Annotated in this window: 26 protein-coding genes; 13 read left to right on the top strand and 13 right to left on the bottom strand. The window is 70.6% G+C overall.

The features are described from left to right. The first annotated feature begins 89 nt into the window (after positions 1-89). Together KVT44_RS20530 and KVT44_RS20525 are read left to right on the top strand one after the other, a co-directional pair. The gene (locus KVT44_RS20530) at positions 90-539 is read left to right on the top strand and encodes a sec-independent translocase (RefSeq protein ID WP_067368492.1); all 450 of its coding nucleotides are present in this window, start codon (positions 90-92) and stop codon (positions 537-539) included. Positions 540-750: 211 nt separating this feature from the next. After that, positions 751-1,407, top strand: a complete 657-nt coding sequence (locus KVT44_RS20525; RefSeq protein ID WP_180292874.1) for a hypothetical protein — start codon at positions 751-753, stop codon at positions 1,405-1,407. 163 nt (positions 1,408-1,570) lie between these two features. On the opposite strand, the gene KVT44_RS20520 is transcribed toward KVT44_RS20525, so the two are convergent. From KVT44_RS20520 to KVT44_RS20510, 3 genes are read right to left on the bottom strand one after another with little or no spacing between them, the layout of a single operon-like run. After that, a complete protein-coding gene (locus tag KVT44_RS20520) occupies positions 1,571-2,704 on the bottom strand; it encodes an Mrp/NBP35 family ATP-binding protein (protein WP_217568068.1) in 1,134 nt (377 codons plus the stop codon). Positions 2,705-2,747: 43 nt separating this feature from the next. Continuing rightward, entirely contained in the window at positions 2,748-3,332 is a 585-nt protein-coding gene (locus tag KVT44_RS20515) for a DUF1003 domain-containing protein (protein ID WP_217568067.1), read from the bottom strand. Continuing rightward, positions 3,322-4,719 (bottom strand): CBS domain-containing protein, encoded by a 1,398-nt coding sequence (locus tag KVT44_RS20510; RefSeq protein WP_217568066.1) that lies wholly within the window; start codon positions 4,717-4,719, stop codon positions 3,322-3,324. The genes KVT44_RS20515 and KVT44_RS20510 overlap by 11 nt, the downstream gene beginning before the upstream one ends. A gap of 341 nt (positions 4,720-5,060) precedes the next feature. Here KVT44_RS20510 and KVT44_RS20505 point away from each other — a divergent pair, with 341 nt between their 5' ends. Further along, positions 5,061-5,819, top strand: coding sequence for a hypothetical protein (locus tag KVT44_RS20505; protein ID WP_308314054.1), 759 nt, complete (start codon positions 5,061-5,063; stop codon positions 5,817-5,819). Positions 5,820-5,846: 27 nt separating this feature from the next. On the opposite strand, the gene KVT44_RS20500 is transcribed toward KVT44_RS20505, so the two are convergent. Together KVT44_RS20500 and KVT44_RS20495 are read right to left on the bottom strand one after the other, a co-directional pair. After that, complete coding sequence (locus KVT44_RS20500; RefSeq protein WP_190172302.1) at positions 5,847-6,389, bottom strand: hypothetical protein; 543 nt, start codon at positions 6,387-6,389, stop codon at positions 5,847-5,849. A 43-nt stretch (positions 6,390-6,432) separates the two neighbouring features. Further along, positions 6,433-7,545, bottom strand: coding sequence for a magnesium and cobalt transport protein CorA (locus tag KVT44_RS20495; RefSeq protein WP_099920773.1), 1,113 nt, complete (start codon positions 7,543-7,545; stop codon positions 6,433-6,435). A 549-nt stretch (positions 7,546-8,094) separates the two neighbouring features. Between KVT44_RS20495 and KVT44_RS20490 the strand changes: the two genes are divergently transcribed. Further along, entirely contained in the window at positions 8,095-8,679 is a 585-nt protein-coding gene (locus KVT44_RS20490; RefSeq protein ID WP_075028794.1) for a suppressor of fused domain protein, read from the top strand. A 59-nt stretch (positions 8,680-8,738) separates the two neighbouring features. On the opposite strand, the gene KVT44_RS20485 is transcribed toward KVT44_RS20490, so the two are convergent. Further along, positions 8,739-9,992, bottom strand: a complete 1,254-nt coding sequence (locus KVT44_RS20485; protein WP_217568065.1) for an MFS transporter — start codon at positions 9,990-9,992, stop codon at positions 8,739-8,741. A gap of 188 nt (positions 9,993-10,180) precedes the next feature. On the opposite strand from KVT44_RS20485, the gene KVT44_RS20480 reads away from it, so the two are divergent. From KVT44_RS20480 to KVT44_RS20470, 3 genes are all read left to right on the top strand, one after another. After that, positions 10,181-10,822, top strand: coding sequence for a DUF6758 family protein (locus KVT44_RS20480; protein WP_099920772.1), 642 nt, complete (start codon positions 10,181-10,183; stop codon positions 10,820-10,822). Between the two features lie 212 nt (positions 10,823-11,034). Beyond that, the gene (locus KVT44_RS20475; RefSeq protein WP_217568064.1) at positions 11,035-11,892 is read left to right on the top strand and encodes a PHP domain-containing protein; all 858 of its coding nucleotides are present in this window, start codon (positions 11,035-11,037) and stop codon (positions 11,890-11,892) included. Positions 11,893-12,109: 217 nt separating this feature from the next. Further along, positions 12,110-12,715: a MarC family protein gene (locus tag KVT44_RS20470; protein ID WP_217568063.1), complete on the top strand. Its 606-nt coding sequence runs from the start codon at positions 12,110-12,112 to the stop codon at positions 12,713-12,715. 120 nt (positions 12,716-12,835) lie between these two features. Here the strand turns inward: KVT44_RS20470 and KVT44_RS20465 are convergent, their stop codons facing one another. After that, a complete protein-coding gene (locus KVT44_RS20465) occupies positions 12,836-12,988 on the bottom strand; it encodes a hypothetical protein (RefSeq protein WP_097286158.1) in 153 nt (50 codons plus the stop codon). A 217-nt stretch (positions 12,989-13,205) separates the two neighbouring features. Between KVT44_RS20465 and KVT44_RS20460 the strand changes: the two genes are divergently transcribed. After that, positions 13,206-14,111 carry an NYN domain-containing protein gene (locus KVT44_RS20460; protein WP_177324096.1) on the top strand — a complete coding sequence of 302 codons (906 nt, stop codon included), beginning with the start codon at positions 13,206-13,208 and terminating at the stop codon, positions 14,109-14,111. Positions 14,112-14,141: 30 nt separating this feature from the next. Here KVT44_RS20460 and KVT44_RS20455 read toward each other — a convergent pair whose 3' ends face one another. Together KVT44_RS20455 and KVT44_RS20450 are read right to left on the bottom strand one after the other, a co-directional pair. After that, a complete protein-coding gene (locus KVT44_RS20455; RefSeq protein WP_217568062.1) occupies positions 14,142-15,011 on the bottom strand; it encodes an alpha/beta fold hydrolase in 870 nt (289 codons plus the stop codon). 302 nt (positions 15,012-15,313) lie between these two features. After that, positions 15,314-17,779: a DEAD/DEAH box helicase gene (locus tag KVT44_RS20450; protein WP_217568061.1), complete on the bottom strand. Its 2,466-nt coding sequence runs from the start codon at positions 17,777-17,779 to the stop codon at positions 15,314-15,316. A 472-nt stretch (positions 17,780-18,251) separates the two neighbouring features. On the opposite strand from KVT44_RS20450, the gene KVT44_RS20445 reads away from it, so the two are divergent. Continuing rightward, positions 18,252-19,013 (top strand): ferritin-like fold-containing protein, encoded by a 762-nt coding sequence (locus KVT44_RS20445; protein WP_099925400.1) that lies wholly within the window; start codon positions 18,252-18,254, stop codon positions 19,011-19,013. 82 nt (positions 19,014-19,095) lie between these two features. Here the strand turns inward: KVT44_RS20445 and KVT44_RS20440 are convergent, their stop codons facing one another. The 4 genes from KVT44_RS20440 to KVT44_RS20425 form a co-directional block, all read right to left on the bottom strand. Next, the gene (locus tag KVT44_RS20440; protein ID WP_054228201.1) at positions 19,096-19,365 is read right to left on the bottom strand and encodes a hypothetical protein; all 270 of its coding nucleotides are present in this window, start codon (positions 19,363-19,365) and stop codon (positions 19,096-19,098) included. Between the two features lie 214 nt (positions 19,366-19,579). Continuing rightward, positions 19,580-19,807, bottom strand: coding sequence for a DUF3107 domain-containing protein (locus KVT44_RS20435; protein WP_095852722.1), 228 nt, complete (start codon positions 19,805-19,807; stop codon positions 19,580-19,582). A 169-nt stretch (positions 19,808-19,976) separates the two neighbouring features. Then, positions 19,977-20,618 carry a TetR/AcrR family transcriptional regulator gene (locus KVT44_RS20430; protein WP_054228200.1) on the bottom strand — a complete coding sequence of 214 codons (642 nt, stop codon included), beginning with the start codon at positions 20,616-20,618 and terminating at the stop codon, positions 19,977-19,979. 198 nt (positions 20,619-20,816) lie between these two features. After that, positions 20,817-21,038, bottom strand: a complete 222-nt coding sequence (locus KVT44_RS20425) for a hypothetical protein (RefSeq protein ID WP_067368536.1) — start codon at positions 21,036-21,038, stop codon at positions 20,817-20,819. A 187-nt stretch (positions 21,039-21,225) separates the two neighbouring features. Here KVT44_RS20425 and KVT44_RS20420 point away from each other — a divergent pair, with 187 nt between their 5' ends. The 4 genes from KVT44_RS20420 (at position 21,226) to KVT44_RS20410 (ending at position 26,049) form a co-directional block, all read left to right on the top strand. Continuing rightward, positions 21,226-22,215 carry an alpha/beta fold hydrolase gene (locus KVT44_RS20420; protein ID WP_095852720.1) on the top strand — a complete coding sequence of 330 codons (990 nt, stop codon included), beginning with the start codon at positions 21,226-21,228 and terminating at the stop codon, positions 22,213-22,215. Positions 22,216-22,556: 341 nt separating this feature from the next. Beyond that, positions 22,557-23,990, top strand: a complete 1,434-nt coding sequence (locus KVT44_RS20415) for a DUF3152 domain-containing protein (protein ID WP_217568060.1) — start codon at positions 22,557-22,559, stop codon at positions 23,988-23,990. 68 nt (positions 23,991-24,058) lie between these two features. Beyond that, positions 24,059-24,151: an Ms4533A family Cys-rich leader peptide gene (locus KVT44_RS61070; RefSeq protein ID WP_312639156.1), complete on the top strand. Its 93-nt coding sequence runs from the start codon at positions 24,059-24,061 to the stop codon at positions 24,149-24,151. A 179-nt stretch (positions 24,152-24,330) separates the two neighbouring features. Then, positions 24,331-26,049, top strand: a complete 1,719-nt coding sequence (locus KVT44_RS20410; protein ID WP_217568059.1) for an ABC transporter substrate-binding protein — start codon at positions 24,331-24,333, stop codon at positions 26,047-26,049. Positions 26,050-26,213 lie beyond the last annotated feature (164 nt).

Here is a 26,213-nt window from a genome sequence, read left to right as displayed (position 1 = left end):
CGGACGGGATCGACGGGTACCGTGGACACGGCCCGGACCACGGAAGAATCCCGAGGGCCGAGGACTGAGGACATCGCAAGGAGCTTCAGGTGTTCAATGACATAGGACCGCTCGAGCTGGTGACGCTCGTTGTCCTTGCCGTGCTCGTCTTCGGTCCGGAAAAGCTCCCGAAGATGATCCAGGACGTCACCCGCACCATCCGCAAGATCCGCGAGTTCTCGGAGAGCGCCAAGGCGGACATCCGCGAGGAACTCGGCCCGGAGTTCAAGGACTTCGAGTTCGAGGACCTCAACCCCAAGACGTTCATCCGCAAGCAGCTGGACAACGACGAGCTGGGGCTCAAGGAGATCCGCAACGGCTTCGACCTGAAGAAGGAGATGGCCGAGGTCACGGACGCGGTCCACAGCCGCGACACGGACTCCTCCTCGTCTTCTCCGTCCTCGTCCTCCGGTTCCTCCGGCGGCTCGATCGACATGACCAAGAAGCCCGAGAAGACCGATCCGGACGAGCGCCCGCCCTTCGACGCGGACGCCACCTGAGTCGTATCCGCAGGCGTGTGACACGGCCTGAGCCGTACCCGCAGGTTTGTGGCACGGCCTGAAAATGGCGCGTGCGCGCCCCACGCGCCGGGTGCTTTCCCTGCTGTTCGGAGCGGTGTGGCTATGCTGCCCAGTTGTTGTGCGGACCGCTGAGGACGCCCGAGGGGGGCGGGCCACCCGGTCCGACGAGAGCAAGGAGGCGTCCGGGCAGATGGAGACGACAAGTCGGGTAGGCGCGCAGGCGCCGGCCGCGGAAGACGGACAGCAGGTCCCCTCCGCCCGCCGCACGGTAGACGGATACCTGCTGGCACCCTTCCCGTGGTACGGCCTCGACGAGGCCTTCACGGGGCCGCGCTGGCTGATGCAGGTCGGTACGTCGGCGGACGGTGCCGTCGAGCACGGTTCGATCGGGCACGGGGAAGAGCCCTCGGTGCGCAGCGAGTCGACGGAGGACAAGGAGCGGTTCGCGGTCGTGGTGACCGTCGCGGCCAGCCCCTCGCGCCGCAGCGCGGACGGTACCGGGCTCCTCGAGGCCACGTCGGTGTCCTCGGCGGCCTGGCTGGCCGGTGTGGGGCTGCTGTCCTTCACCTGGCCCGGACAGATGGACCACACCCGGCGGGACAACTGGCTGGACCAGCAGACCGAGACGGCGTGGGTCCTCGCGGACGACCTCGAAGGGCCTGACTGGTCCTCGCTGTCCCTCCCCGTGGACGGCGTCCCCACGCCGTTCCACTACCGCGAGTTGGAGTTCGGCTGGGTCCTCGCGGGTTCCACCCGGGAGGGGGTCCATGTGGGGGCGTACGGGCGGGGGATGAGCGCGTACGGGTTGGGCTTCGCCATGATCAAGGACATCGCGGCGTACGCGTGACGGTGCCCTGCCCTCCGGGAGGGGGGACGGGAACGCGGGCCGATGTGGGACTTCGGCTCGTTCGGCGGCTGCGGGCCGGTTCTGGCCGGTCGCGCAGTTCCCCGCGCCCCTTTGGGGCGCTCCTCAGCGGGGCGCCCCTGTCTACGTGCTGCCGGGGAATGGGCTAGAACTTGTTCCTCGGGGTGATGCCCAGGGACATGCCCGACAGGCCGCGCTGGCGGCCGCCGAGCTTGCCGGCGATGGCGCGCAGGGCGGAGCCCGCGGGGGACTCCGGGTCGGTCAGGACGACCGGCTTGCCCTCGTCGCCGCCCTCGCGGAGGCGGACGTCGATCGGGATGGAGCCGAGGACGGGAACGCTCGTGCCGGTGGTGCGGGTCAGGCCGTCGGCGACGCTCTGACCGCCGCCCGTGCCGAAGACGTCGACCATCTCGCCGCAGTGCGGGCACGGCAGGCCCGACATGTTCTCGACCACGCCCACGATCTTCTGGTGGGTCTGGACGGCGATGGAGCCGGCCCGTTCGGCGACCTCGGCCGCCGCCTGCTGCGGGGTGGTGACGACCAGGATCTCCGCGTTCGGAACCAGCTGGGCCACCGAGATCGCGATGTCGCCCGTGCCCGGCGGGAGGTCCAGGAGCAGGACGTCCAGGTCGCCCCAGAAGACGTCCGCCAGGAACTGCTGGAGGGCGCGGTGGAGCATCGGTCCGCGCCAGACGACCGGTGCGTTGCCCGGGGTGAACATGCCGATGGAGATGACCTTCACGCCGTGCGCGGACGGCGGCATGATCATGTTCTCGACCTGGGTCGGACGGCCGTCGGCGCCGAGCATGCGGGGCACCGAGTGGCCGTAGATGTCCGCGTCGACCACGCCGACCTTGAGGCCGTCGGCCGCCATCGCCGCCGCGAGGTTCACGGTCACCGAGGACTTGCCGACACCGCCCTTGCCGGAGGCGACCGCGTACACGCGCGTGAGTGAGCCCGGCTTGGCGAAGGGCACCTCGCGCTCGGTCTGGCCGCCGCGCAGCGCGGACGCCAGTTCCTTGCGCTGCTCGTCGCTCATCACGTCCAGGGTCACGTCGACGCGGGTGACACCCTCGACTGCCGAGACCGCCTCCGTCACGGTCTTCGTGATGGTCTCGCGCATCGGGCAGCCGGAGACGGTCAGATACACGGTGACCGCGACCGCGCCATCCGCACCGATCTCCACCGATTTGACCATCCCCAGCTCGGTGATGGGTCGCTGGATCTCGGGGTCGTTCACCGTCGCCAGTGCTTCACGCACCGCGTCTTCCGTAGCCATAGGACGATGGTACGGCGCCGGGCCCGGGGCCCGGAAAGCCCCGTCAGCGGTCGTCTACGTCACGTCGTGGCGGCCGTTCTGCCGGGAATACGACCCGGCCGTCGGCGCGGTGTTCCTCCAGCTCCCTGATCAGGTCCTGGAATTCGGAGCGGATCCAGTCGCGGGTGGCGACCTCGCCGAGGCCCATGCGCAGGGCGGCGATCTCGCGGGTGAGGTACTCGGTGTCCGCGATCGAGCGCTCGTTCTGCTTGCGGTCCTGTTCGAGGTTGACCCGGTCGCGGTCGTCCTGGCGGTTCTGCGCGAGGAGGATCAGCGGGGCGGCGTAGGAGGCCTGGAGCGAGAGCATCAGGGTCAGGAAGATGAACGGGTACGGGTCGAAGCGCAGATGGCGCGGTGCCGCGATGTTCCACACCAGCCACACGATGATGACGACCGTCATCCAGACGATGAACCGTCCGGTGCCGAGGAAACGCGCGATCCGCTCCGAGAGCCGCCCGAAGGCCTCCGGGTCCCACTCGGGCACCAGCCGGCGGCGCGGCGGCAGCGGCTGGTCGAGGCGGGTGCGGGGCCGGGTGGTGGCGGTCGCCCTGGTGGCGGCCCGTTCGCGGGTCTCGCGGTCAGGTCCCATCGCGCCCCCCTTCGTCCACGTCTTCCTGGTCGACTTCCTGGTCGTCTCCCCGGTCGTCCTCGCGGCCGTCCTCGAGTTCGCGCAGGCGCCCGTCCTGAGGTTCGTCCAGGCGTTCGTCCTGGGGGTCGTCCTCGCGCAGGTGGAACTCGGTCTCGCGCCAGTCCTCCGGCAGCATGTGGTCCAGTACGTCGTCCACGGTCACCGCGCCGAGCAGTGAGCCGCTCTCGTCGACGACGGGCGCCGCGACCATGTCGTACGTGGCGAAGAAGCCCGCGACGACGGGCAGCGCCGCGTCCGGCGCGAGCGCCTGCAGATCGCCATCGAGGATCGAGCTGACCAGCGTGTACGGCGGGTCGCGCAGCAGCCGCTGGAAGTGCACCGTGCCCAGGTACTTGCCGGTCGGTGTCTCGTCCGGCGGGCGGCACACGTACACCTGCGCGGCGAGCGCCGGGGACAGGTCGGGGTTGCGGACCCGGGCGAGCGCGTCGGCGACCGTGGCGTCGGGCCGCAGCACGATGGGCTCGGTCGTCATCAGACCGCCGGCGGTCCGCTCCTCGTACGACATCAGCCGTCGTACGTCGGCCGCGTCGTCGGGCCGCATCAGCGTCAGCAGCCGCTCCACGTCGTCCTCGGGGAGTTCGGCGAGCAGGTCGGCCGCGTCGTCGGGGTCCATCGCCTCCAGGACGTCGGCGGCGCGCTCCTCCTTGAGCTTGCCCAGGATCTCGATCTGGTCGTCCTCGGGGAGTTCCTCCAGGACGTCGGCGAGGCGGTCGTCGTTCAGGGCGGCGGCCACCTCCCCGCGCCGCTTCGGCGACAGGTGGTGCAGGACGTTGGCCAGGTCGGCGGCGCGCAGCTGCTCGAAGGTGGCGAGGAGGCTCTCGGCGCCCTGTCCGTGCTCCTCCAGCGAGAACCCGGTGACGGCGGACCAGTCGACGGTCATCGTCTCGCCCTTGGTGCGCCGAAAGGTCCCGCTGCGGCCCTTGCGCACGAAGACGCGGCCGATCTCCCACTCCCGGCGGGCCGGCAGCTGCTGGACGGACACGTCGAGCACGGTCACCTCCTCGTGGGTCTCGACGAGCTGGACCCGCCGGTCGAGCAGTTCGCCGAAGACGAGCCGCTCGGTGGGCCGCGGTTCGAAGCGGCGCACGTTGAGGACACCGGTGGTGATGACCTGGCCGGACTCGATGCCGGTGACGCGGGTCATGGGCAGGAAGATGCGTCGCCGGGTGGAGAGTTCCACGACCAGCCCGAGCAGCCGGGGCGGGCGGCGTCCGACGCGGAGCATGGCGACCAGGTCCCGCACGCGGCCCACCTGGTCGCCGTTGGGGTCGAAGACGGCGACACCGGCGAGGTGCGAGACGAAGATCCGGGGGGCGCTTGCGGCCATGCCCGCGCCTCCTTCTTTCCGTGTTGCTCTTTCTTCCGTGTCGCTGGTCGCGTGATTCTCGTCGCGTGTTGCTCCGGACGCTTGCCGGCTTTCTCCGTACGGGCGTTTGGTCCCGACCTGTCCGCTCAGGTGGGCTTCAGGCTAGCCCGTCCCGGTCGGATACGCCCTGGTGAGCGGTCCGGACGGACTGGCTCCGCCGGGCACGCACGGCACCGGTACGCTGCCGTACGCCGTTGGGGACACCCGGCACGGCCACCCCGGCATGGGCACCCGCACGGACACGCGCACGGACACGCGCTTGGACACCCGCATGGACACCCGTATGAAAGGCAGCCCTACCTGTGACTGCGATTTCCCAGGGCCGTACCCGCAGGGCCGCACTGGTGGGCGTGATGTGCGCACTGGTCGTGACGGGGACGGCGCTGACGGGGTGCAGTAGTGAGGATCCGGACGCGGGCACGAACGGGGTGGGGAAGCTGTCCGCCACCGAGATCCAGTCGAAGACGCGCAAGGCCGCCACGGCGGCCGAGGCGGTACGACTCGCCGGGACCGTGGTGTCGAACGGGCGCACGTACAAGCTCGACATGCGGCTGAAGTCCGACGGCGGCACCGGTTCGGTCACCTCGGAGGGGGCGAGTTTCCATCTGCTCCGGGTCGGCCGGCATCTCTTCCTCAAGGCCGGCGCCGAGTTCTGGAACCACCAGGGCGGCAAGAGCGGTGCCACTTCGGCGGACACCGCGGCCGCCGACAAGCTCGACGGCAAGTACGTGAAGGTCCCGAGCGGCGACCCGGCCTACAAGCGCTTCATCAGCTTCACGGACAAGGACGTCCTGCTCGACGGTCTGCTGACCCTGCACGGCTCCCTCGCCACGGACGGCCACCACGAGCAGTCCGGCGTCCGCACCATCCGTATCACCGGCGACAAGGGCGCGGGCGGCACCCTGGACGTCTCCCTGAAGGGAACCCCGTACCCGCTGCTCCTGGTCCGCGCGGGCGACGCCGGCACGCTCAGCCTCACCGACTGGGGCAAGAGCTTCGCCCTCGCGGAACCCGCCAAGGACGAGACCGTGGACTACGGCCAGCAGCTGCCGACGTCGTAGCCCTGGGGCCTGTCCGCCGGACAGGCCCTAGCGGCGTCCCCGCTTCCTGAAGAGCAGGCGCGGTACGGCGGCCGGGATCGGTTGGCGGGTGGTCGCGGGGGACGGGACCGGCGCGGCGGCCAGCGAGCCGTCCGGCAGCGGGAGGGTGCCCGCCCGGGGCTCCAGGCGCAGCACCCGGCACTCGCGGGCCCAGCGGGCCGGCATCTCCTCGCCGTCGGGCGCGTTCAGACGCTTGCCCTTGAGTTCGGCGACGGTCGCCTCCCACGCGGGGGAGCCGGGCGCGAGTTCGACCACCTTCGCGGTCCACGCGACCAGCCGGCCGCCCTTGTCCTTGCTGCGGACGACGACGACCGCGTCGCCCCCGTCGACGAGCCCGGGCAGCGGCTGCTCTCCGGGCCCGTCGCCGACCAGGCAGGCCGCGCCGTCGTGCCACACGTGCCACAGGGCCCGGGTGGGCGCCTCGGCGCCCGGCGCCTCGTGCGCCCGCACGCCGCCGCTCCGCACCCAGATCAGCCCGGACTTCTTCGTGGCCTCCTCGACGAGGGCCCGGTCGAGCAGCTGTTCCGTCATGGGCCCAGCCTATCCAGGGGCACCGGGCGGTCACCCGGTGCGCTCAGAGCCAGCCGTTGCGCTTCAGGATCCGGTGGATCGACAGACACATCCCGACCGTGGCGCCCAGCACCAGCGGGTAGCCGAACTTCCAGTGCAGCTCCGGCATGTAGTCGAAGTTCATGCCGTACACGCCACAGACCATCGTCGGTACGGCGATGATCGCGGCCCAGGAAGTGATCTTGCGCATGTCCTCGTTCTGCGTCACGGACGCCTGCGCGAGGTTGGCCTGGAGGATGGAGTTGAGCAGTTCGTCGAAGCCGAGGACCTGCTCCTGGACACGGGCGAGGTGGTCGGCGACATCGCGGAAGTACTTCTGGATGTCCGGGTCGATCAGCCGCATCGGGCGCTCGCTGAGCAACTGCATGGGGCGCAGCAGCGGGGACACGGCCCGCTTGAACTCCAGCACCTCGCGCTTGAGTTGGTAGATGCGGCCGGCGTCCGTGCCGCGCGGGGTGCCCTTGCGGCCCGGCGAGAAGACCTCGGTCTCCACCTCGTCGATGTCGTCCTGCACGGCGTCCGCGACCGCGATGTACCCGTCGACGACATGGTCGGCGATGGCGTGCAGCACGGCGGAGGGGCCCTTGGCGAGCAGCTCGGGGTCGTCCTGCAGCCGGTGCCGCAGCGCCCGCAGCGAGCCCTGCCCGCCGTGCCGGACGGTGATGAAGAAGTCCCGTCCGGTGAAGCACATGACCTCGCCGGTCTCCACGATCTCGCTGGTGGCGGTGAGTTCGTCGTGCTCGACGTAGTGGATGGTCTTGAAGACGGTGAACAGGGAGTCGTCGTAGCGCTCCAGCTTGGGCCGCTGGTGGGCCTGGACGGCGTCCTCGACGGCCAGCGGGTGCAGTCCGAACTCACCCGCGATACCGGCGAATTCGGCCTCCGTGGGCTCGTGCAGCCCGATCCACACGAAACCCCCGTCGCGGTGCACCAGCCGCATCGCCTCCTGGGGCGACAGCGGCTCGGGGGTCTGGACGCGGGCGCCGTCGCGGTAGACGGCGCAGTCGACCACGGCGGAGTTGGTCCCGGGGGCGCGGGTGTGGTCGTACGAGCCACTGTCCTTGCGCAGCGAGGGACGGGGGCGGACCGCGGCACGCAGGTCACGAATCATCGACATGACGGGCTCCTTCGCAACGGAGGCGACCGACGACGGTTGGAACTACCCGGAATGGGGACGTCCTGACTGCGGATGTTTGGCACGTCCACAAAGCGGGGAGCACCGCACCGTCGCGGTGGCAGCTTCGCTACTGATTCAGATCAGACAGATCGGATGGATCAGGCGGAAACGAAGCGCTCTTCCGTGGTGCACCGGGACAACGCTGACACGTATGCACACGTTTGCAGGAGGAAGCAGCCGACAGAGCTACGAGAGCCGGGGAGCGGCTGGAACCAGCTACAGAACTTCAGCGACCGGAAGAGCGGGTGGTACTGCCAGGTCGACTTCGGTCCATTGCAGCCCCACCTCCTCCGGTCGGTCCCCCGTGAGGGACGATCCATCCCCCGTGGGGGAGCTGGCTCCCCCCGTGGGGAAGACAGTCAGCCTCAGTGCGTCGGAGCTTGAGAGCGACGCTTCTGCGTGCTGCCCCGACCAGCGGCCAAGACTATCAGCGCACTGAAGCGTCAAGCCGCCGCTTTGCCCGTTACTGACGAGTTCTATGCTCGGCTCATGGCTGATGTTCTTCCTTTGGTCGAGGCCCGGTTGCGCTCCGCGCTGGGCGAACCCGACGCCCGGGCCGCGGTCACCTTCCTCGGCACCGACCGTATCGAAGTGCTGCGCTTCACAGAGGGTGACGTCGTCCGCTACGCCACGCTCGGTATGTCCGCCCAGCCGATGGCAGACCCCACGGCGGTCCTCGCCGACCCGGTCAAGGGCCCGCGCGCGGAGCTGGTCCTGTCGGTCCGCCCCGGCGCCGCCGACACCGACAAGGTGCTCCGCCCGCTCGCCGTGCTCGCCGCGTCCCCGCAGGTCGAGGGGCTGATCGTGGCCCCCGGTGCCTCGCTTGACGTGGGCGGGGCGCTGTGGCCCGGCGCGCCGTTCACCTCGGTCCTGGTCGCGGAGTCCGGTGGTCTGGTGGAGGACCTGGAGCTGGACGCGCCCGCCGATCCCGTACGGTTCCTGCCGCTGCTCCCGATGACGCCGAACGAGGCCGCGTGGAAGCGTGTGCACGGCGCCGGGGCCCTTCAGGAACGCTGGCTGAACGGCGGAACGGACCTGCGCGATCCCTCGCGCAAGTCCGTTCCGCTGGATTGAGTACTTCTCGCCCCGTCTCCGCCGACCTGAGACCAGGCCGGTTTCCTGGCCGAAAACAGTCAGTTGGCGAACACGGTCACACTGTCCTCGGTGGCGTGCTTCGGCTGGAGCTCCTCCGCCTCGTGGGAGAGCGCGTTCCGGCGTACGAAGACCACGACCGCTCCGATCGCGGCGGTGATCGCGGCGACCACGAACGGGATTTGGATGTCGCTCCACTCCTCGATCTTCGGCGCGAAGTAGGGCGCGGCCGCGGCCGCGAACCACCGGACGAAGTTGTAGCCGGCGCTCGCCACCGGGCGCGGCGCGTCCGACACGCCGAGCGCCAGCTCGGTGTAGACGGTGTTGTTCACGCCGATGAAGGCGCCCGACAGGATCGTGCAGACCACGGCCGCGGTGTGGTCGCCGTACCCGAGCACGAGCACGTCGGCGGCGAGCAGGACCAGGGAGCCGCCCAGCACCTTGAGCGAGCCGAACCGTGCCTGCATCCGTGGCGCCACGATCACCGAGAAGACGGCGAGCAGCAGGCCCCAGCAGAAGAACACGGCGCCCGACTTGTAGGGGGTCATGTTCAGCACGAACGGGGTGAAGGCCAGCACGGTGAAGAACGTGTAGTTGTAGAAGAACGCCGACACGGCCGCCGAGGCGAGGCCGCCGTGGCCGAGCGCCTTGATCGGGTCGAGCAGTGAGGTCTTCTTCGCGGGCCTCGGCTGCTCCTTCAGGAACACCGTGATGCACAGGAAGCCGACCGCCATCAGGAACGCGGTGCCGAAGAAGGGGTAGCGCCAGCTGGCGTTGCCGAGCAGGGCGCCGAGCAGTGGCCCGCACGCCATGCCGAGGCCGAGTGCGGACTCGTAGAGCAGGATCGCCGCGGCGCTGCCGCCGGCCGCAGCGCCGACGATGACGGCGAGGGCGGTGGAGACGAACAACGCGTTGCCCAGACCCCAGCCGGCCCGGAAGCCGACGAGTTCGCCGACCGAGCCCGACGTGCCCGCGAGCCCCGCGAAGACCACGACGAGCGCGAGGCCGAGCAGCAGGGTCTTCTTGCCTCCGATGCGGCTGGAGACGAAGCCGGTCACCAGCATCGCGACCGCGGTGATCAGGAAGTACGAGGTGAACAGCAGCGAGACCTGGCTCGGGGTGGCGTCCAGGCCCTTGGCGATGGAGGGCAGGATCGGGTCGACGAGCCCGATGCCCATGAACGCGACGACGGATGCGCCGGCGGTCGCCCAGACGGCCTTCGGCTGCCGCAGGATGCTGCCCGCGCCGGCGTCGAATGTGTCCCCCTCGGCGGGACCTCCCGTGGTGTTGGTCATGCTCGCTCCTCGACTGCGTAGGGAGAGATCGGTGGCCATGGATCGATGGCAGATCGTTGGCGTATACACATAATAAGTTAGAAGGGCTAATTAATGCAAGCTGCATCTAGTTCCATCGGGTGACCGGCACGCTCCGGACGGGTGATCGTCCTTGACGCGGCGAAATACGGGGAGGACCGTGGGGCCCTATGAGGGGCGAACCCAGTTGCCCGAAGTGTGGTGGCCGGGTCAGGGCTCCCGGCCTCTTTGCCGACTCCTGGCAGTGCGATGCGCACGGGGCCGTGTATCCGTTGCAGCCCGTGATCCCGCCCAGCGTCGAGGCCCTCGGTGTAGTGGTGCACCGTGCCCAGGTGCCGGTGTGGATGCCGTGGCCGCTGCCGGTCGGCTGGCTGTTCACCGGCGCGGCCTTCGCCGGTGACGATCGCAGCGGAGGGCGCGCGACGGCGGTGGCCTGCTCGGGCCCCGGACCGCTCGGCGGCATAGGGGAGCTGATCCTCGTCGCCGAGGAGCTCGGCGTCGGCCTCGGCGCGCGGTACGCGGGCATCGACGGACCCGACCCCGGGCCGTACATGAACGTCGAGAAACCACCCCAGGCGAAGGTCCTCGCGGCCGGCCGCCCGACCCCGCTCTGGCATGTGACCGGCAGCCCCGACGACCGTGCCGTCTTCGCGGGCGAGGCGCTGGGGCTGTGGGTGTGGGCGGTGGTGTGGCCCGAGCAGTCGGGGCTGCTGATGTACGACGAGCTGGTGCTGACGGATCTGCGGGATGCGGGGGCGGAGGTGGATCTGTTGCCGTGCGGGGCGTTGTCGCCACGGATCCTGGAGCCGTAGCGCTCCGCTGTGGTGCGCGGAGCCTTGGGTGGTCGGGTGGGTGCGTGCGGGTTGTTCTGGGCTGAGCGTGCGGTTCCTCGCGCCCCTGGCGGGGCGCTACGCGCAGGTTGGTTGTAGGGGGCGCCCGGTACTTGCGGGTGTGACAAGACGCTCGGAACTCCCGTTATGCTTGAGCGTCCCCTGTTACCCCGTCATCGCCTGGAGTCCGCGTCGTGCGCATCGATCTGCACACCCACTCCACCGCGTCGGACGGTACGGACACCCCCGCCGAGCTGGTGCGCAACGCCGGCGCCGCCGGTCTCGACGTCGTCGCGCTGACCGATCACGACACGACCCGCGGGTACGCGGAGGCGCTGGCCGCGCTTCCCGAGGGGCTCACCCTCGTCACGGGCGCCGAGCTCTCCTGCCGCCTCGACGGCATCAGCATGCACATGCTGGCCTACCTCTTCGACCCCGAGGAGCCCGGGCTGCTCGCCGAGCGCGAGCTGGTGCGCGACGACCGCGTGCCGCGCGCCCGGGCCATGGTCGCCAAGCTCCAGGAGCTCGGTGTGCCGGTCACCTGGGAGCAGGTCGCGCGCATCGCGGGCGACGGATCCGTCGGGCGACCGCACGTCGCCTCCGCCCTGGTCGAGCTGGGGGTCGTGGACAGCGTCTCCGACGCCTTCACGCAGGACTGGCTGGCCGACGGCGGGCGGGCCTACGTCCCCAAGCACGAGACCGACCCCTTCGAGGCGATCCGCCTCGTCAAGGCCGCGGGCGGCGTGACCGTGTTCGCGCACCCGGCCGCCGCCAAGCGCGGCCGGACCGTGCCGGAGTCCGCGATCGCCGACTTGGCCGCCGCCGGGCTCGACGGCATCGAGGTGGACCACATGGACCACGAGCCGGCCACCCGCGCCCGGCTGCGCGGCCTCGCCGCCGACCTGGGGCTGCTCGCCACCGGATCCAGCGACTACCACGGCAGCCGCAAGACCTGCGTGCTCGGGGAGTTCACCACCGACCCCGAGGTGTACGGCGAGATCACCCGGCGTGCGACGGGGGCGTTCCCCGTGCCGGGCGCCGGCGGAGTCTGACACCAGCCTTCGCGCCCCAGGTTCCTCGAAGCACCGACAAGGCACCCGACAGGGCACCTGACGAAGCGCCTGCCAAAGCGCCTGCCAAAGCGCTCGGCAACGTACCCGACGCCGACCGTCGTGTGCCTCCGTTCCGCCCGGCGGAACGCCTTTCCCCAGCGGTGGCGGCAGATCTCGCCGCGCCGATTTCCCCACCTTCGCAAGGCCTCACTCACTCATGTTCGACGTCGCCGTCTTCGGCTCCCTGTTCCTCACTCTCTTCGTCATCATGGATCCCCCGGGGATCACCCCGATCTTCCTCGCGCTCACCGCGGGACGCCCCGCCAAGGTGCAGAAGCGGATGGCCTTCCAGGCCGTCTGTGTGGCCGGCGGCGTGATCGCCGTCTTCGGCCTCCTCGGCCACCAGATCCTCGACTACCTGCATGTGTCCGTGCCCGCGCTGATGATCGCGGGCGGGCTGCTGCTCCTGCTGATCGCCCTCGACCTGCTGACCGGCAAGACCGACGAGCCCAAGCAGACCAAGGACGTCAACGTCGCCCTCGTACCGCTCGGCATGCCGCTGCTCGCGGGCCCCGGCGCGATCGTGTCGGTGATCCTCGCGGTCCAGAAGGCCGACACCGTCGCCACCCAGGTGTCCGTGTGGGTCGCGATCCTCGCCATCCACGTCGTCCTGTGGCTGGTCATGCGCTACTCGCTGCTGATCATCCGCGTCATCAAGGACGGCGGTGTCGTGCTGGTGACCCGGCTCGCGGGCATGATGCTGTCCGCGATCGCCGTGCAGCAGATCATCAACGGGATCACCCAGGTGGTCCGGGCGAGCTGACCGTGAGCCGGTGAGAACGCGCAAAGCCCCGTACGGCGTCGTGCCGTACGGGGCTTTGAAATCTGAAGGCGTCCGCCCGGAGGTGAACTGCTCCGTGATGCTTCGAACTGCTCTGAAATGTTATGAAGCGGACGATTCGGTCGGGCGGATCCACAGTCGCTGCCCGATGGCGGCGGCCTGCTGAACGATCCGGTTGACGGAGGCGGCGTCTACAACGGTGGTGTCCACGGGCGTGCCGTCGACATCGTCGAGTCGCATGATTTCGAAGCGCATGGGCTTCTCCCTTCGTCTGGTCATCCTCCTGAGGAGAACTACTGGCGTGTGGTGCGCGAGACGTCGGTGCTCGCGCTTCCGTTCGTATTCAACGGGGTGCGTGTTACAAACATTCCCTACGCTAAGGAAATTTTTCGAGAACCTAATTACTGTCGGGTAAGAAGTCTGAAGGAGACTGAACGGGACCGGTTGTGTTCGCAGCGTGACCGCCGGGACAATGGAGGTGATGAACGACGACCACGCGGCGCTCGGCGCCCGCATCGACCGCACGAACGAGCTGCTCCAGCGCATGCTCGCCGAGGTGGCGAAGACGCCCTCGACCCATGCGATCTTCGTCGACGCCGGGTACCTGTACGCGGCCGCGGGGCGGCTCGTCGCCGGGACCGAGGACCGCCGCGCCTTCGACCTCGACGCCGAAGGTCTCATCGACGCGCTCATCGACAGGGCCCGCACCATCTTCGCCGACAGCAGGCTGCTGCGCGTCTACTGGTACGACGGCGCACGCCGCCGTATCCACACCGCGGAACAGCAGTCGATCGCCGAACTCCCGGACGTGAAGGTCCGGTTGGGCAACCTCAACGCCAACAACCAGCAAAAGGGCGTCGATTCCCTCATCCGCTCCGACCTGGAGTCCCTCGCCCGGCACCGCGCCATCAGCGACGCCGCACTGCTCGGCGGCGACGAGGACCTGGTGTCGGCGGTCGAGGCGGCGCAGGGGTACGGGGCGCGGGTCCACCTCTGGGGCATCGAGGCGCCCGAGGGTCGCAACCAGGCCGAGCCGCTGCTGTGGGAGGTCGACAGCCAGCGCACGTTCGACCTCGAATTCTTCAAGCCCTACGTGTCCCGGCGCACCTCCGCGACCTACGACCCGACGGCGGCGAGCCGGCCCTCCCGCGAGGACGTGCGGTTCGTGGGCGCCCAGATCGCCGCGAAGTGGCTGGCCGCGCGGGGGCGCGAGGCCCTGGTGGAGCTGCTGCCCGGCCACCCCTACCTGCCCGGCTCGGTCGACCAGGATCTGCTGGTCGAGGCCGAGGGGCTGCTGCAGTACTCCCTGCGGGGCCAGGCGGACCTGCGCCGCGCGCTCCGGGACGGCTTCTGGGAGCACCTGCAGGCGCAGTACTAGCTTCTAGCGTCTACCGGTCCCGCCCCCAGGTCACTCCTGCGTCTGATCCCAGAACTTGGCGAGGGCGAGGGCCGTCCGCTCGGGCTGGTCCGTGTTCGGGGAGTGCTCGGCTCCTCGTACGACCGTGCGCCGGGCCTTGAGACGTACGGCCATGTCGTCCAGGAGCGGCACCGGCCAGGTGTCGTCGAACGCACCCGACAGCACATGCTTGGGCAGGTGTACGGCGGCCAGCTCGGCGACGCGGTCGGGCTCCGTGCACAGCTGACGGCCGGTCGCGATCAGCTGGGCCGGTCGGGTGAGCAGCCAGCGGCGCCGCAGGTCCGCGCGGTCGTCCAGCCCACCGTCGAGATCGGCGGTGTCGACCTCCTCCGGAGGTTCCATCGCCTGGATGGCGTCCCACACCTGGGCCATGTCCATCACGGCGAGGGCGTCCCGGAGCAGTTTGACGCGCTGTTGCTGGGAGGTGGAGATCTGGGCGGGGCCCGAGGCCATGAGGGTGAGTGAGGCGAAGGGGGTCGGGTCGAGGAGGACGGCGGCGCGGGCGACCAGTCCGCCGAGGGAGTGGCCGACGAGGTGCACGGGGGTGCCGACGGCTGCCGCCTGGGCGAGCACGTCCTTCGCCAACTCGGCCTGCGCGTACGCCGATTCGTCGTGCTCGGGACCGTCGCTCTCGTACTGCCCGCGGCCGTCCACGGCGACGGTACGGTACCCGCGCGCCGCGAGCGGCTCGTGCAGCGCGATGAAGTCTTCCTTGCTGCCGGTGAAACCCGGCAGCAGCAGCACGGTTCCCTGCAGCCGCGCCTGCGGCGCGGCGTCGAGCGCGGCGAACTCGCCGCGGGCGGTGCGGAGACGGTAGGCACGGACACCGGCGGGCGGCGCGAAGGAGGGGGGCCTGCTCATGCCCCGAGGCTATCGGGCGGGGCTGCCCCCCGGCTCCCCGCCCGCCCGTAGTTGTCCGGCTGACGGCCGGTGGGGGCTGAGCGCGCAGTTCCCCGTGCCCCTAAAAGCCCCCAGCTCGTCCGGCGTGTGAGGACGAGGCCGTCAGGCCGATGGGGCACCGGGGCGCAGCCCCGTGCCCCAGGAGCGCGGGGAACTGCGCGCCCAGCCCCCACCGGCCCGCAGTCGAAGAACCCACCCGGGGGTCCGGAGAACGCCGATGGCCCGGCCCCACTGCACGTGGGACCGGGCCATCGGGCTGAGGATCAGCTCTCCGCGGGCTCCGCGGCAGCCGCCGCCTTGCGCGTACGCCGCCGCGGCGCTGCCGCCTCAGGCGCGGCCTCCGCGGCGACCGCGGCCTCCACGACCTTGCGGGCACGCCGACGCGGCTTGGCCTCCGGCTCGTCAACGGCGGCCGACTGAGCGGGAATCGCCGCCTCGACGGTCTCCGCGACGGCCTTGCGGGTCCGGCGACGGACGGGCTTGGCAGCGGCTTCGGCGCTGTCCACGGCCGCTTCGGCGGGCGCCTCGGCCGTGGCCTTGGCCCGCGTACGCCGCGGCTTGGTGGCGGGGGCCTCCGGCGCGGCCTCGACCGCGTCCACCACGGCCACCGCCGCCTTGCGCGTACGCCGCGGCTTGGCGACCGGCGCCTCGGCGACACCCTCCGCCGTGTCGACCGCGACCTCCGCGGCCTCCGCGACCTTGCGGGTACGGCGACGAACCGGCTTGGCCGGAGCCTCCGCGACGGCCTCGACGGCGACGGCGGCGGTCTGCGCCGGAATCTCGGCCTCGACGGGCGCGACGGCCTCGACAGTCGCGACGGTCTCCGCGACGGCCTTGCGAGTGCGGCGACGGACGGGCTTGGCAGCGGCTTCGGCGCTGTCCACGGCCGCTTCGGCGGACGCCTCGGCCGCGGCCTTGGCCCGCGTACGCCGCGGCTTGGTGGCGGGGGCCTCCGGCGCGGCCTCGACCACACCCTCGGCCGTGTCGACGACGGCCTCGGCGGCCTTGCGGGTACGGCGACGAACCGGCTTGGCCGGAGCCTCCGCGACGGCCTCGACGACGGCCTCGGTGACGGCTTCCACGACCGGCGCGGATTCCGCGACGACGGCCACGGTCTCGACCGGGGCGGGAGCGGCCTCCGCCGTCTTACGGGTCCGACGGCGACGCGGCTTCGCGACCGCGTCCTCCGGCGTGGCCTCGACCACGCCCTCGGCCGTGTCGACCGCGGTCTCCGCGGCCTGCGGGGCCTCGCTCACCGACGGCTCGGAGACCGTGGCGGCAGCCGCCACCGTCTCCGCCGTACCCCCGGTGCGCGTACGGCGACGGCGGCGCGGGGAGCGGGGCTCGGTGGACTCCGCGGCGGCGGGCTCGGTGGTCGCCTCCGGAGTCGGCGTCGTGGACGTCTCCTCCAGCGCGGCACCGTTGCGCGTACGGCGACGACGGCGGGGCGTGCGCGCCTGGCGCTCACGCTCGCGCTCCACGGGCGCCGGCGCCGACGAACGGCCACCGCGGCCGCCGCGCGGACCGCCACGCCCGCCGGTCTCGCCGAGGTCCTCGACCTCTTCGGCCGCGAGGCCGGCGCGGGTGCGCTCGGAACGCGGCAGGACACCCTTGGTGCCGGCCGGGATGTTCAGTTCCTCGAAGAGGTGCGGGGACGTGGAGTACGTCTCCGGCGGGTTGCCGAAGCCGAGGTCCAGCGCCTTGTTGATGAGCTGCCAGCGCGGGATGTCGTCCCAGTCGACGAGGGTGATCGCGATGCCCTTGGCGCCCGCGCGACCCGTACGGCCGATGCGGTGCAGGTACGTCTTCTCGTCCTCGGGGGACTGGTAGTTGATGACGTGGGTGACACCCTCGACGTCGATGCCGCGGGCGGCGACGTCGGTGCAGACGAGGACGTCGACCTTGCCGTTGCGGAACGCGCGCAGTGCCTGCTCGCGGGCGCCCTGGCCGAGGTCGCCGTGGACCGCGCCGGACGCGAAGCCACGCTGCTGGAGCTGGTCGGCGAGGTCCGCCGCCGTCCGCTTGGTGCGGCAGAACACCATCGCGAGCCCGCGGCCGTCGGCCTGCAGTATGCGTGCGACCAGCTCGGGCTTGTCCATGTTGTGCGCGCGGTAGATGAACTGCGCGGTGTTGCGGACCGTCGCGCCCTCGTCGTCCGGCGCCGTGGCGCGGATGTGCGTGGGCTGCGACATGTAGCGGCGCGCGAGACCGATGACCGCACCCGGCATGGTCGCCGAGAACAGCATGGTCTGACGGCGGGCCGGCAGCATGTTCATGATCTTCTCGACGTCGGGCAGGAAGCCCAGGTCGAGCATCTCGTCGGCCTCGTCGAGGACGAGCGCCTTGATGTGCTTGAGGTTGAGCTTCTTCTGGCCCGCGAGGTCCAGCAGTCGGCCCGGGGTGCCGACGATGACGTCGACGCCCTTCTTGAGGGCCTCGACCTGCGGCTCGTACGCCCGGCCGCCGTAGATGGCGAGAACGCGTACGTTGCGGACCTTGCCGGCGGTCAGCAGGTCGTTGGTCACCTGGGTGCACAGCTCGCGCGTCGGGACGACGACGAGGGCCTGCGGGGCGTCGGTGAGCTGCTCGGGCTGGGCCCGGCCCGCCTCGACGTCCGCGGGGACGGTGACACGCTCGAGGAGCGGGAGGCCGAAGCCCAGCGTCTTGCCGGTGCCGGTCTTGGCCTGGCCGATGACGTCGGAGCCCGAAAGGGCTACGGGGAGCGTCATTTCCTGGATGGGGAAGGGGGTGACGATGCCGACGGCTTCAAGGGCTTCGGCCGTCTCGGGAAGGATTCCGAGCTCTCGGAAAGTCGTAGTCAGGGTGCTGCCTCTTCTGTGTACGCGGTGCGAGGCGAGCGCGGGGGTCGTGTCGGGGACCGTGCCGGGGACGTCGGCCGCTCTTGACGGGCTGGCCGAGTGGCATGGGACCACTGCCGACGCTCGAGCTCTCGTACCGCTGAGGGTTCCCTCCGGATGTCGTACGCAATGTGCCGTACGGACGAGGAGGGCTGTCGGGTCGGAGCCGATCGGGCCACCGACCGGGCATCCTCATTCGTGCGGCCCGTCGAATACTCGCCGGGCGCATTACCACCATACCCCGGAATCGCGCATACGCGATGGCCGATTTGGTCACGTAGTCGTCGTCACACTGATTGACCAGGGACTTCCCTGTTGCGTTGAGCGGGCTATTGTGCGCTTCATGACGACGCCTGACAACGCCGCTGACCCGTCCGCCGAGGCCACCGACAAGACCACCCCCACGGCCACCGGAGTCGCCGCGCAGAACTGGGACACGGCCGCCGCCGACCCCCAGTACCGCGCCGCGGTCGTGGACCTGCTCGGAGCGCTCGCGTACGGCGAGTTGGCGGCGTTCGAGCGGCTCGCGGAGGACGCCAAGCTGGCCCCGACGCTCAGTGACAAGGCCGAGCTGGCGAAGATGGCGTCGGCCGAGTTCCACCACTTCGAGCGGCTGCGGGACCGGCTCGCCGCGGTCGGCGCGGAGCCGACCGAGGCGATGGAACCGTTCGTCGCCGCGCTCGACGGCTTCCACCGGCAGACGGCTCCCTCGGACTGGCTGGAGGGCCTCGTCAAGGCGTTCGTCGGCGACTCGATCGCCAGCGACTTCTACCGTGAGGTCGCCGCCCGCCTCGACGCCGACACGCGTGGGCTCGTGCTCAGTGTCCTCGACGACACCGGGCACGCGAGCTTCGCCGTCGAGAAGGTGCGCGCCGCCATCGACGCGGACCCGCGCGTGGGCGGCCGGCTCGCGCTGTGGGCGCGGCGGCTGATGGGCGAGGCGCTGTCGCAGTCGCAGCGGGTCGTCGCGGACCGTGACGCGCTGTCGACGATGCTCGTGGGCGGTGTGGCGGACGGGTTCGACCTCGCGGAGGTCGGCCGGATGTTCTCGAGGATCACCGAGGCCCACACCAAGCGGATGGCGGCACTGGGCCTGGCGGCCTAGACCCGGTTCCCTCGGTTCCCTTGGTTCCCTCGGTTTCCTTGGGGCTTGTCGGCCTCAGGAGTTTCGCCGTCGCCCGCTTCGGTCACGCCGTCGCCGAGCGGCGGCGAAATCTTTCCGCGGGGCGCAGCAGAAGCGACAGCAGCGCGGCGGAGACGATCACGGCGCCGGCGAGGATGACCAGGAAGTGGCCGGAGCCCAGCGCCGTGTGCGTCAGGAAGGCCCCGAACAGGGCTCCGGCGACACCGGTCGACAGGACCAGGCCGCGGCTCGGAAGACGGTGCGGCAGTCGGTACGCCGCCCCCCATGCCAGCGCGAGACCGAGCATCGCGGCGCCGAGCGCTTCCAAGAACATGGTGGGGGTCCCTCCCGCACGGCCCGTGCAAATCGGTCGTAGCGGGTTTACCCCCGAGGTGCGGAACGCAATCCTCCCCTGTGGATGTTCTGTGCTCCATCCGTGGTGGTGAGAGCACGGGTACGGGCCCGACACGACGCGCGCGGAGGATCCGGTTCCGTGCACGCGAAGGGGCCCGGCGACAGCGTCACCGGGCCCCTTTTGCTCGCCTGAACTACAGCGCGCTGAATCCCACCTTGCGCTGCGTGGGCTCGCCGAGCTCCACGTACGCGAGGCGGTCGGCCGGAACCAGGACCTTGCGGCCGTGGTCGTCCACGAGGCTCAGCAGCTGCGACTTGCCGGACAGCGCCTCGGACACCGCGCGCTCGACCTCCTCCGGGGTCTGACCGCTCTCCAGAACGATCTCGCGGGGCGCGTGCTGCACGCCGATCTTGACCTCCACGGCTTTGTCCCTCCGACGGTCAGTCATGTGCGCGTCTCTCCGCGCCGTACGCTGCACACATTAGCCCGGTGAGGGGACGTGCACGTTCCGGCCGAGAACGCCAAGAGCGAACAGCGGACGGGAACAAAGAGACGGTCGGGGCGGTCGAGCGTGAGTCGTCGGGCGTGAGTCAGTGGTGATCGGTGCCGTGCAGCGGGAAACCCGCGATACCGCGCCAGGCCAGTGACGTCAGCAGCTGCACCGCCTGGTCGCGCGGGACGCTGCGGTCGCTGTGCAGCCAGGAGCGGGCCACCACCTGTGCGAGGCCGCCCAGGCCCGAGGCGAGGAGCATCGACTCGGCGCGCGAGAGACCGGTGTCCTCCGCGATGACCTCGCAGATCGCCTCCGCGCACTCGTGCGTGACCTTGTCGACGCGCTCGCGGACCGCGGGCTCGTTCGTCAGGTCGGACTCGAAGACGAGCCGGAAGGCGCCGCCGTCGTCCTCGACGTACGCGAAGTAGGCGTCCATCGTGGCGCGGACGCGCAGCGAGTTGTCCGTGGTGGACGCGAGCGCCGTCCGTACCGCATGCAGCAGGGACTCGCAGTGCTGGTCCAGCAGCGCGAGGTACAGGTCGAGCTTGCCCGGGAAGTGCTGGTAGAGAACCGGCTTGCTGACGCCCGCGCGCTCGGCGATGTCGTCCATGGCGGCCGAGTGATACCCCTGCGCAACGAATACTTCCTGGGCGGCGCCGAGGAGCTGGTTGCGTCGGGCACGGCGCGGCAGGCGAGTGCCCCGCGGGCGTGCCGCCTCTGTCTGCTCGATGGCTGTCACGCCGCCTCCCAAAATTGTCCACATGCGGTGTGCGCCGCGCCGCCATCGTACTTTTCGGTAACCCCACTGTGCGCGGTGCGAGCGCAGAATTTCACGGACCGGACGCGTGCGATAACGACACAGAGGGTGACGAACGGGGTGAGAAGGGCGTGACGTCTCGCCGGATGCCGCTGGTCGGCGGGGTCCGGTCACATGGGGTCATCCCCTGTAGTCGTCCTCGTTGAGTCGGACGACCCTGGCCTGCTCGGCGAGGTCGGCCTCGTTGGCGTTGAGGGGGTCACCGGGGGGTTCGGGGTCGATGTCGTCCACCGGATCCAGTTCGCTGAGCTGCTCGGCGAGGTCCGCCTCCGGGGCTTCCGGGTCAAGGATCTCCCGGAACCGGTCGTTGAAGGTCTCGGGGTCTGTCGGGTCGACTGTCATGATTCCTCTTCCCGAGCGGTGCGAGTGCGCTCCTGATGTACGGATCCCTGGGTACGGATCCTGGTGTACGTACGAGTGCCCTCGATCGAAGCCTAGGAGACACCCGATCGAGGCGCTAGACGATCCGCGCACGATCTGTGACAGCGAACACATGAACCACTGCGTGATCGTCTCGTAACATTGCCGCATGTCTTCGACCGAGCTGCCCGCCGCGCTGGCCACCACCGTCACGCCGAGGGTCGGGACCGTCCGGGTCGCGGAGGGGGAGCGTCTGCGATCGGTCGGGCTGCCCGGGATCACCCTGACCGTGCGTTCGAGACCGCCCGCGCGCGAGGGACTGCCGCCCGCCCTGTACGTCCATGGGCTGGGCGGTTCGTCGCAGAACTGGTCGGCGCTGATGCCGCTGCTCGACGGGCTCGTGGACAGCGAGGCGCTCGATCTGCCCGGCTTCGGGGACTCGCCGCCGCCCGACGACGGCAACTACTCGGTGACCGGGCACGCGCGCGCGGTCATCCGTTATCTCGACGCGGCCGAGCGCGGCCCCGTGCACCTCTTCGGGAACTCGCTCGGCGGAGCGGTCGCGACGCGCGTCGCCGCCGTACGGCCCGACCTGGTCGAGACGCTCACCCTGATCTCGCCCGCGCTCCCCGAGATCCGCGCGCAGCGCACCGCGTGGCCGACCGCGCTGCTCTCGGTGCCGGGTGTGGCGCGGCTGTTCACCCGGCTCACCAAGGACTGGAGTGCCGAGCAGCGCGTCCGCGGGGTCATGGCGCTCTGTTACGGCGATCCCGGCATGGTGACGCCCGAGGGGTTCCGCGACGCGGTCGAGGAGATGGAGCGGCGGCTCGCGCTGCCCTACTTCTGGGACGCCATGGCGCGTTCGTCGCGCGGCCTCGTGAACGCCTACACGCTGGGCGGCCAGCACGGGCTGTGGCGCCAGGCCGAGCGGGTGCTCGCGCCGACGCTGCTCGTCTACGGCGGCCGTGACCAACTCGTCGCCTACCGCATGGCCCGGCGCGCGGCGCGCGCCTTCCGCGACTCCCGGCTGCTGTCGCTGCCGGACGCGGGGCATGTCGCGATGATGGAGTACCCGGAGACGGTGGCCTCGGCGTTCCGCGAACTCCTCGCGGAAACGGGCGAGTTGACCTCCCCGGCCGGCGCGGACGCGGGGAGCTGAGGCGGGGCGTGGGACGTCACAGTCGCCGGGGGCGGGCCGGTAAGAGCGACACGGGGGAGCTGCCGAGGGTTCCGGCACCCGGTGCCGCACCGCGCGCGGCTCAAGGGGTGGCGCCGGGTACGGGCCCTGCGGCGACCTCGCCGCAGGGGGCCACGCGCGGCCCGCTGGGCCCACAACCACCGGGACCTCGACGCCCCACGCCGACCGGCACTCCGCTCCCCGGAACTCCCCGCCCCCAGGACGGCACGCCTGCGCATGGCGTGCCGCGTTATCCGGACGGGACTCCCGCGCATGGCTTCCCGCGTCTTCCCGACGGCACACCGGCGCATGGCTTCCCGCGGATGGCGAGCGGGGCTCCGGTGCAGGGTGTTCCGCGTCTTCAGGACGGGACTCCGGCCCACGGTGTGCCGCGTTATCCGGACGGGACTCCGGCGCACGGTTTCCCGCGTCTTCCCGATGGCACGCCAGCGCAGGGTGCGCCGCGCTACGCGGACGGGACTCCGGCGCATGGTTTCCCGCGCCTTCCCGACGGCACGCCGGTCCACGGTGTTCCGCGGTTCGCCGATGGGACGCCCGCGCACGGCATCCCCCGTATGACCGGCGCTGCGCCCGCTCGTGAGGTGCCCCGGTCGCCGGACGGCACCCCCGCGCGTGGTGTGCCCCAGGCGCGTGCGGGACACCCCGAGCAGCGTGAACCCGGCGGTGGCTGGGGCGCGTTCAGGGGTGGCCCGCGGACGGCGGGGGCCACGGACGGCGGGCCGCAGGCCATGCCGCAGGGGGCGCCGCAAGGCATGCCCCAGGGGGCACCCGGACCGCGCATCCCCCGGCAGCGGCAGGAGGCCGACGCCGGGCTCGGGCCCGACCCGGGGCTCCGGCAGGCCTACGTCGACGCCTTCGACGAGAGCGAGGGCAGCGGCGAGGAGCCGGGGACCGACGAGTCGGGGACCGAGGAGGCGGGGAAGGGCAAGGGCGCCAAGGGGCGGGCGTTCACCGGAATCGCCGCGGCCGCCGTCACCACCGTGCTCGCCGTAGTGGTGGCCGGGCAGGTGGCCGCCGGGCGGCACGACGCCACCGCGCAGACGCAGGCCGCCGCCGGTGGCGGACTGGACGCCCGCGCGTCCGCCTCGCCCGGGGGCACCGGGTCGACCCCGTCCGTGGCGCCGAGCGCGACTCCGCTGACGTACGACCAGAAGATGGGTGTGAGGTACGCGCTCAGTGCCACCCTCAAGGCCTCGGGGAAGTTCGACGCCGTCCCCGGGTTCGACAAGGCACCTGGAAAGGGTCAGAAGTACACATACCGGGTGGACGTGGAGAAGGGCCTCGGCCTCGACGCCGCCCTCTTCGCGCAGGCCGTCCAGAAGACGCTGAACGACAAACGGAGTTGGGCCCACAACGGCGCCCGTACCTTCGAGCGGATCTCCTCAGGCGAGCCTGACTTCGTGATCACGCTGGCCAGCCCCGGCACCACCGCCGAGTGGTGCGCCAAGTCCGGGCTGGACACGACCGAGGACAACGTGTCGTGCGACTCGGCCTCCACCGAGCGCGTGATGATCAACGCGTACCGCTGGGCGCAGGGCTCCAAGACCTACGGTGACGCGATTCACCCGTACCGGCAGATGCTCATCAACCACGAGGTCGGCCACCGCCTCGGATACGGCCATGTCACCTGCGAAAAGGACGGCGAGCTCGCGCCCGTCATGCAGCAGCAGACCAAGTTCCTCGACCATGACGGAATCCACTGTCGGGCCAACCCCTGGCCCTATCCGGGGAGTTGACGGAGGGTTCGCGGGGGGCCACTGGGGCCACGTTGACATGCTCCGAAAGTTCGTTCATATTTTTGCGCATGTGGTCTAGTCATGCCGTCCGTCGCGCCGCCATCGAGCTGGCGCTGATTGGCGTGACCGCGCTCTGCGTCGCAGACATCCACTGTCGCTGACGCCCGCCCTTGGCGTGTGCGTCGTACTTCCGCTTCCGTCGTGACCGTGTGTGACCTTATCGGTCCCTGGTTTTCCGACTTCGCGACCTTTTTTGACGACCTGACGCCGGGGCAGACGTCCGTTCACTTCCGTCTCACTCCTCGTCAATCTGTCTCATCATTCGAGAGGTCGTCTTCCGATGCGTCAACCGTCCGTCATAGCCCGCCGCGTGGCCGCGGCATCCGTCACCCTGGTCGTGGCAGCGGGCGCGGCCGCCTGCGGGCCGAAGGACAACGATGCCAAGGGCGCCGGTGGCGACTCCAAGCCGCAGAAGGGAGGCACGCTCACCGTCCTCAACTCCAACCCGCAGGAGGACTTCGACCCGGCGCGCCTCTACACCTCCGGCGGCGGCAACGTCCCCTCCCTCGTCTTCCGTACGCTGACCACGCGCAACCGCGAGAGCGGTGCCGCCGGCGCCAAGGTCGTCCCCGACCTCGCCACCGACACCGGCCGCCCGAGCGAGAACGCGACCGTGTGGACGTACACCCTGAAGAAGGGCCTCAAGTACGAGGACAGTACGCCGATCACCTCCGCCGACATCAAGTACGGCATCGAGCGTTCCTTCGCGGCCGAGCTCTCCGGCGGCGCGCCCTACCTGCGGGACTGGCTCATCGGCGGAGCCGACTACCAGGGGCCGTACAAGGACAAGAAGGGCCTCGCCTCGATCGAGACCCCGGACGACCTGACCATCGTCTTCCACCTGAACAAGCCCGAGGGCGAGTTCCCCTACCTCGCCACGCAGACCCAGTTCACGCCCGTCCCGAAGGCCAAGGACAACGGCACGAAGTACGAGGAGCACCCGATCTCCTCCGGTCCGTACAAGGTCGTCAAGAACGAGAACGACGGCGAGCGGATCACCCTGGAACGCAATACGTACTGGTCCGCCGCGACCGACGCCGAGCGCAAGGCCTACCCGGACAAGATCGACGTACGGTCGGGCCTGGACTCCTCCGTGATCAACCAGCGGCTGTCCGCGTCCCAGGGCGCGGATGCCGCCGCCGTCACCACGGACACCAACCTCGGCCCGGCCGAGCTCGCCAAGGTGACGGGTGACAAGGCGCTGGCGGCACGCGTCGGCACCGGGCACTTCGGCTACACCAACTACATCGCCTTCAACCCGAAGGTGAAGCCGTTCGACGACCCGAAGGTGCGGCAGGCGATCGCCTACGCCGTCGACCGTTCGTCGGTGATCAACGCGGCGGGTGGTTCGTCGCTGGCCGAGGCCGCGACCACCTACCTGCCGAACCAGAAGTCCTTCGGCTACACGCCCTACGACCACTTCCCGGCGGGCGCGTCGGGCAACCCGGCCAAGGCCAAGGAACTGCTGAAGGAGGCCGGTCACCCGAACGGGATCACCGTCACCCTCACGCACTCCAACGACAAGGACTTCGAGACCAGCCCGGAGATCGCGACCGCCCTCCAGGACGCCCTGAAGAAGGCCGGGATCACGGTCAAGCTCCAGGGCCTGGAGGTCAACGACTACAAGGACAAGATCCACAGCGTCAAGAGCGAGCCGGGCTTCTTCCTCGCCCACTGGGGTGCCGACTGGCCCTCCGGCGGTCCCTTCCTGGCCCCGATCTTCGACGGCCGCCAGATCGTCAAGAACGGCGCCAACTTCAACACCGGCTTCCTCAATGACAAGTCCGTCAACGACGAGATCGACGCGATCAACAAGTTGACGAATCTTGACGAGGCCGCCAAGCGCTGGGGCGCACTGGACAAGAAGATCGGCGAGCAGGCCCTGACCGTGCCGCTGTTCCACCCCGTCTACAAGCGCCTGTACGGCAGCGCGGTCAAGAACATCGTGATCAGCGACTGGACCGGCGTGCTGGACATCTCCCAGGTCGCGGTGAAGTAGCGCCGTGAGCGAGGCAATCGTCGCCTCTCAGGCCCCCGGGGCGGGCCTCGCGTCCGTCCCGGGGGGCTCGGGGGGCCGTCAGGTCTGGGGGGGGGGGGGCCCGCCGCGCCCCCCCCCCCGCGCGGCGGGGGGCGGCGCGCCTCTCCTCCCGCCCCCCCTCCCCC

This window comes from Streptomyces sp. GbtcB7, from assembly GCF_019091445.1.
In the GTDB taxonomy this organism is placed as follows: domain Bacteria; phylum Actinomycetota; class Actinomycetes; order Streptomycetales; family Streptomycetaceae; genus Streptomyces; species Streptomyces mirabilis.
The sequence above is the reverse complement of the archived record's forward strand: the minus strand, read 5'-3'. Positions and strand labels throughout refer to the sequence as shown.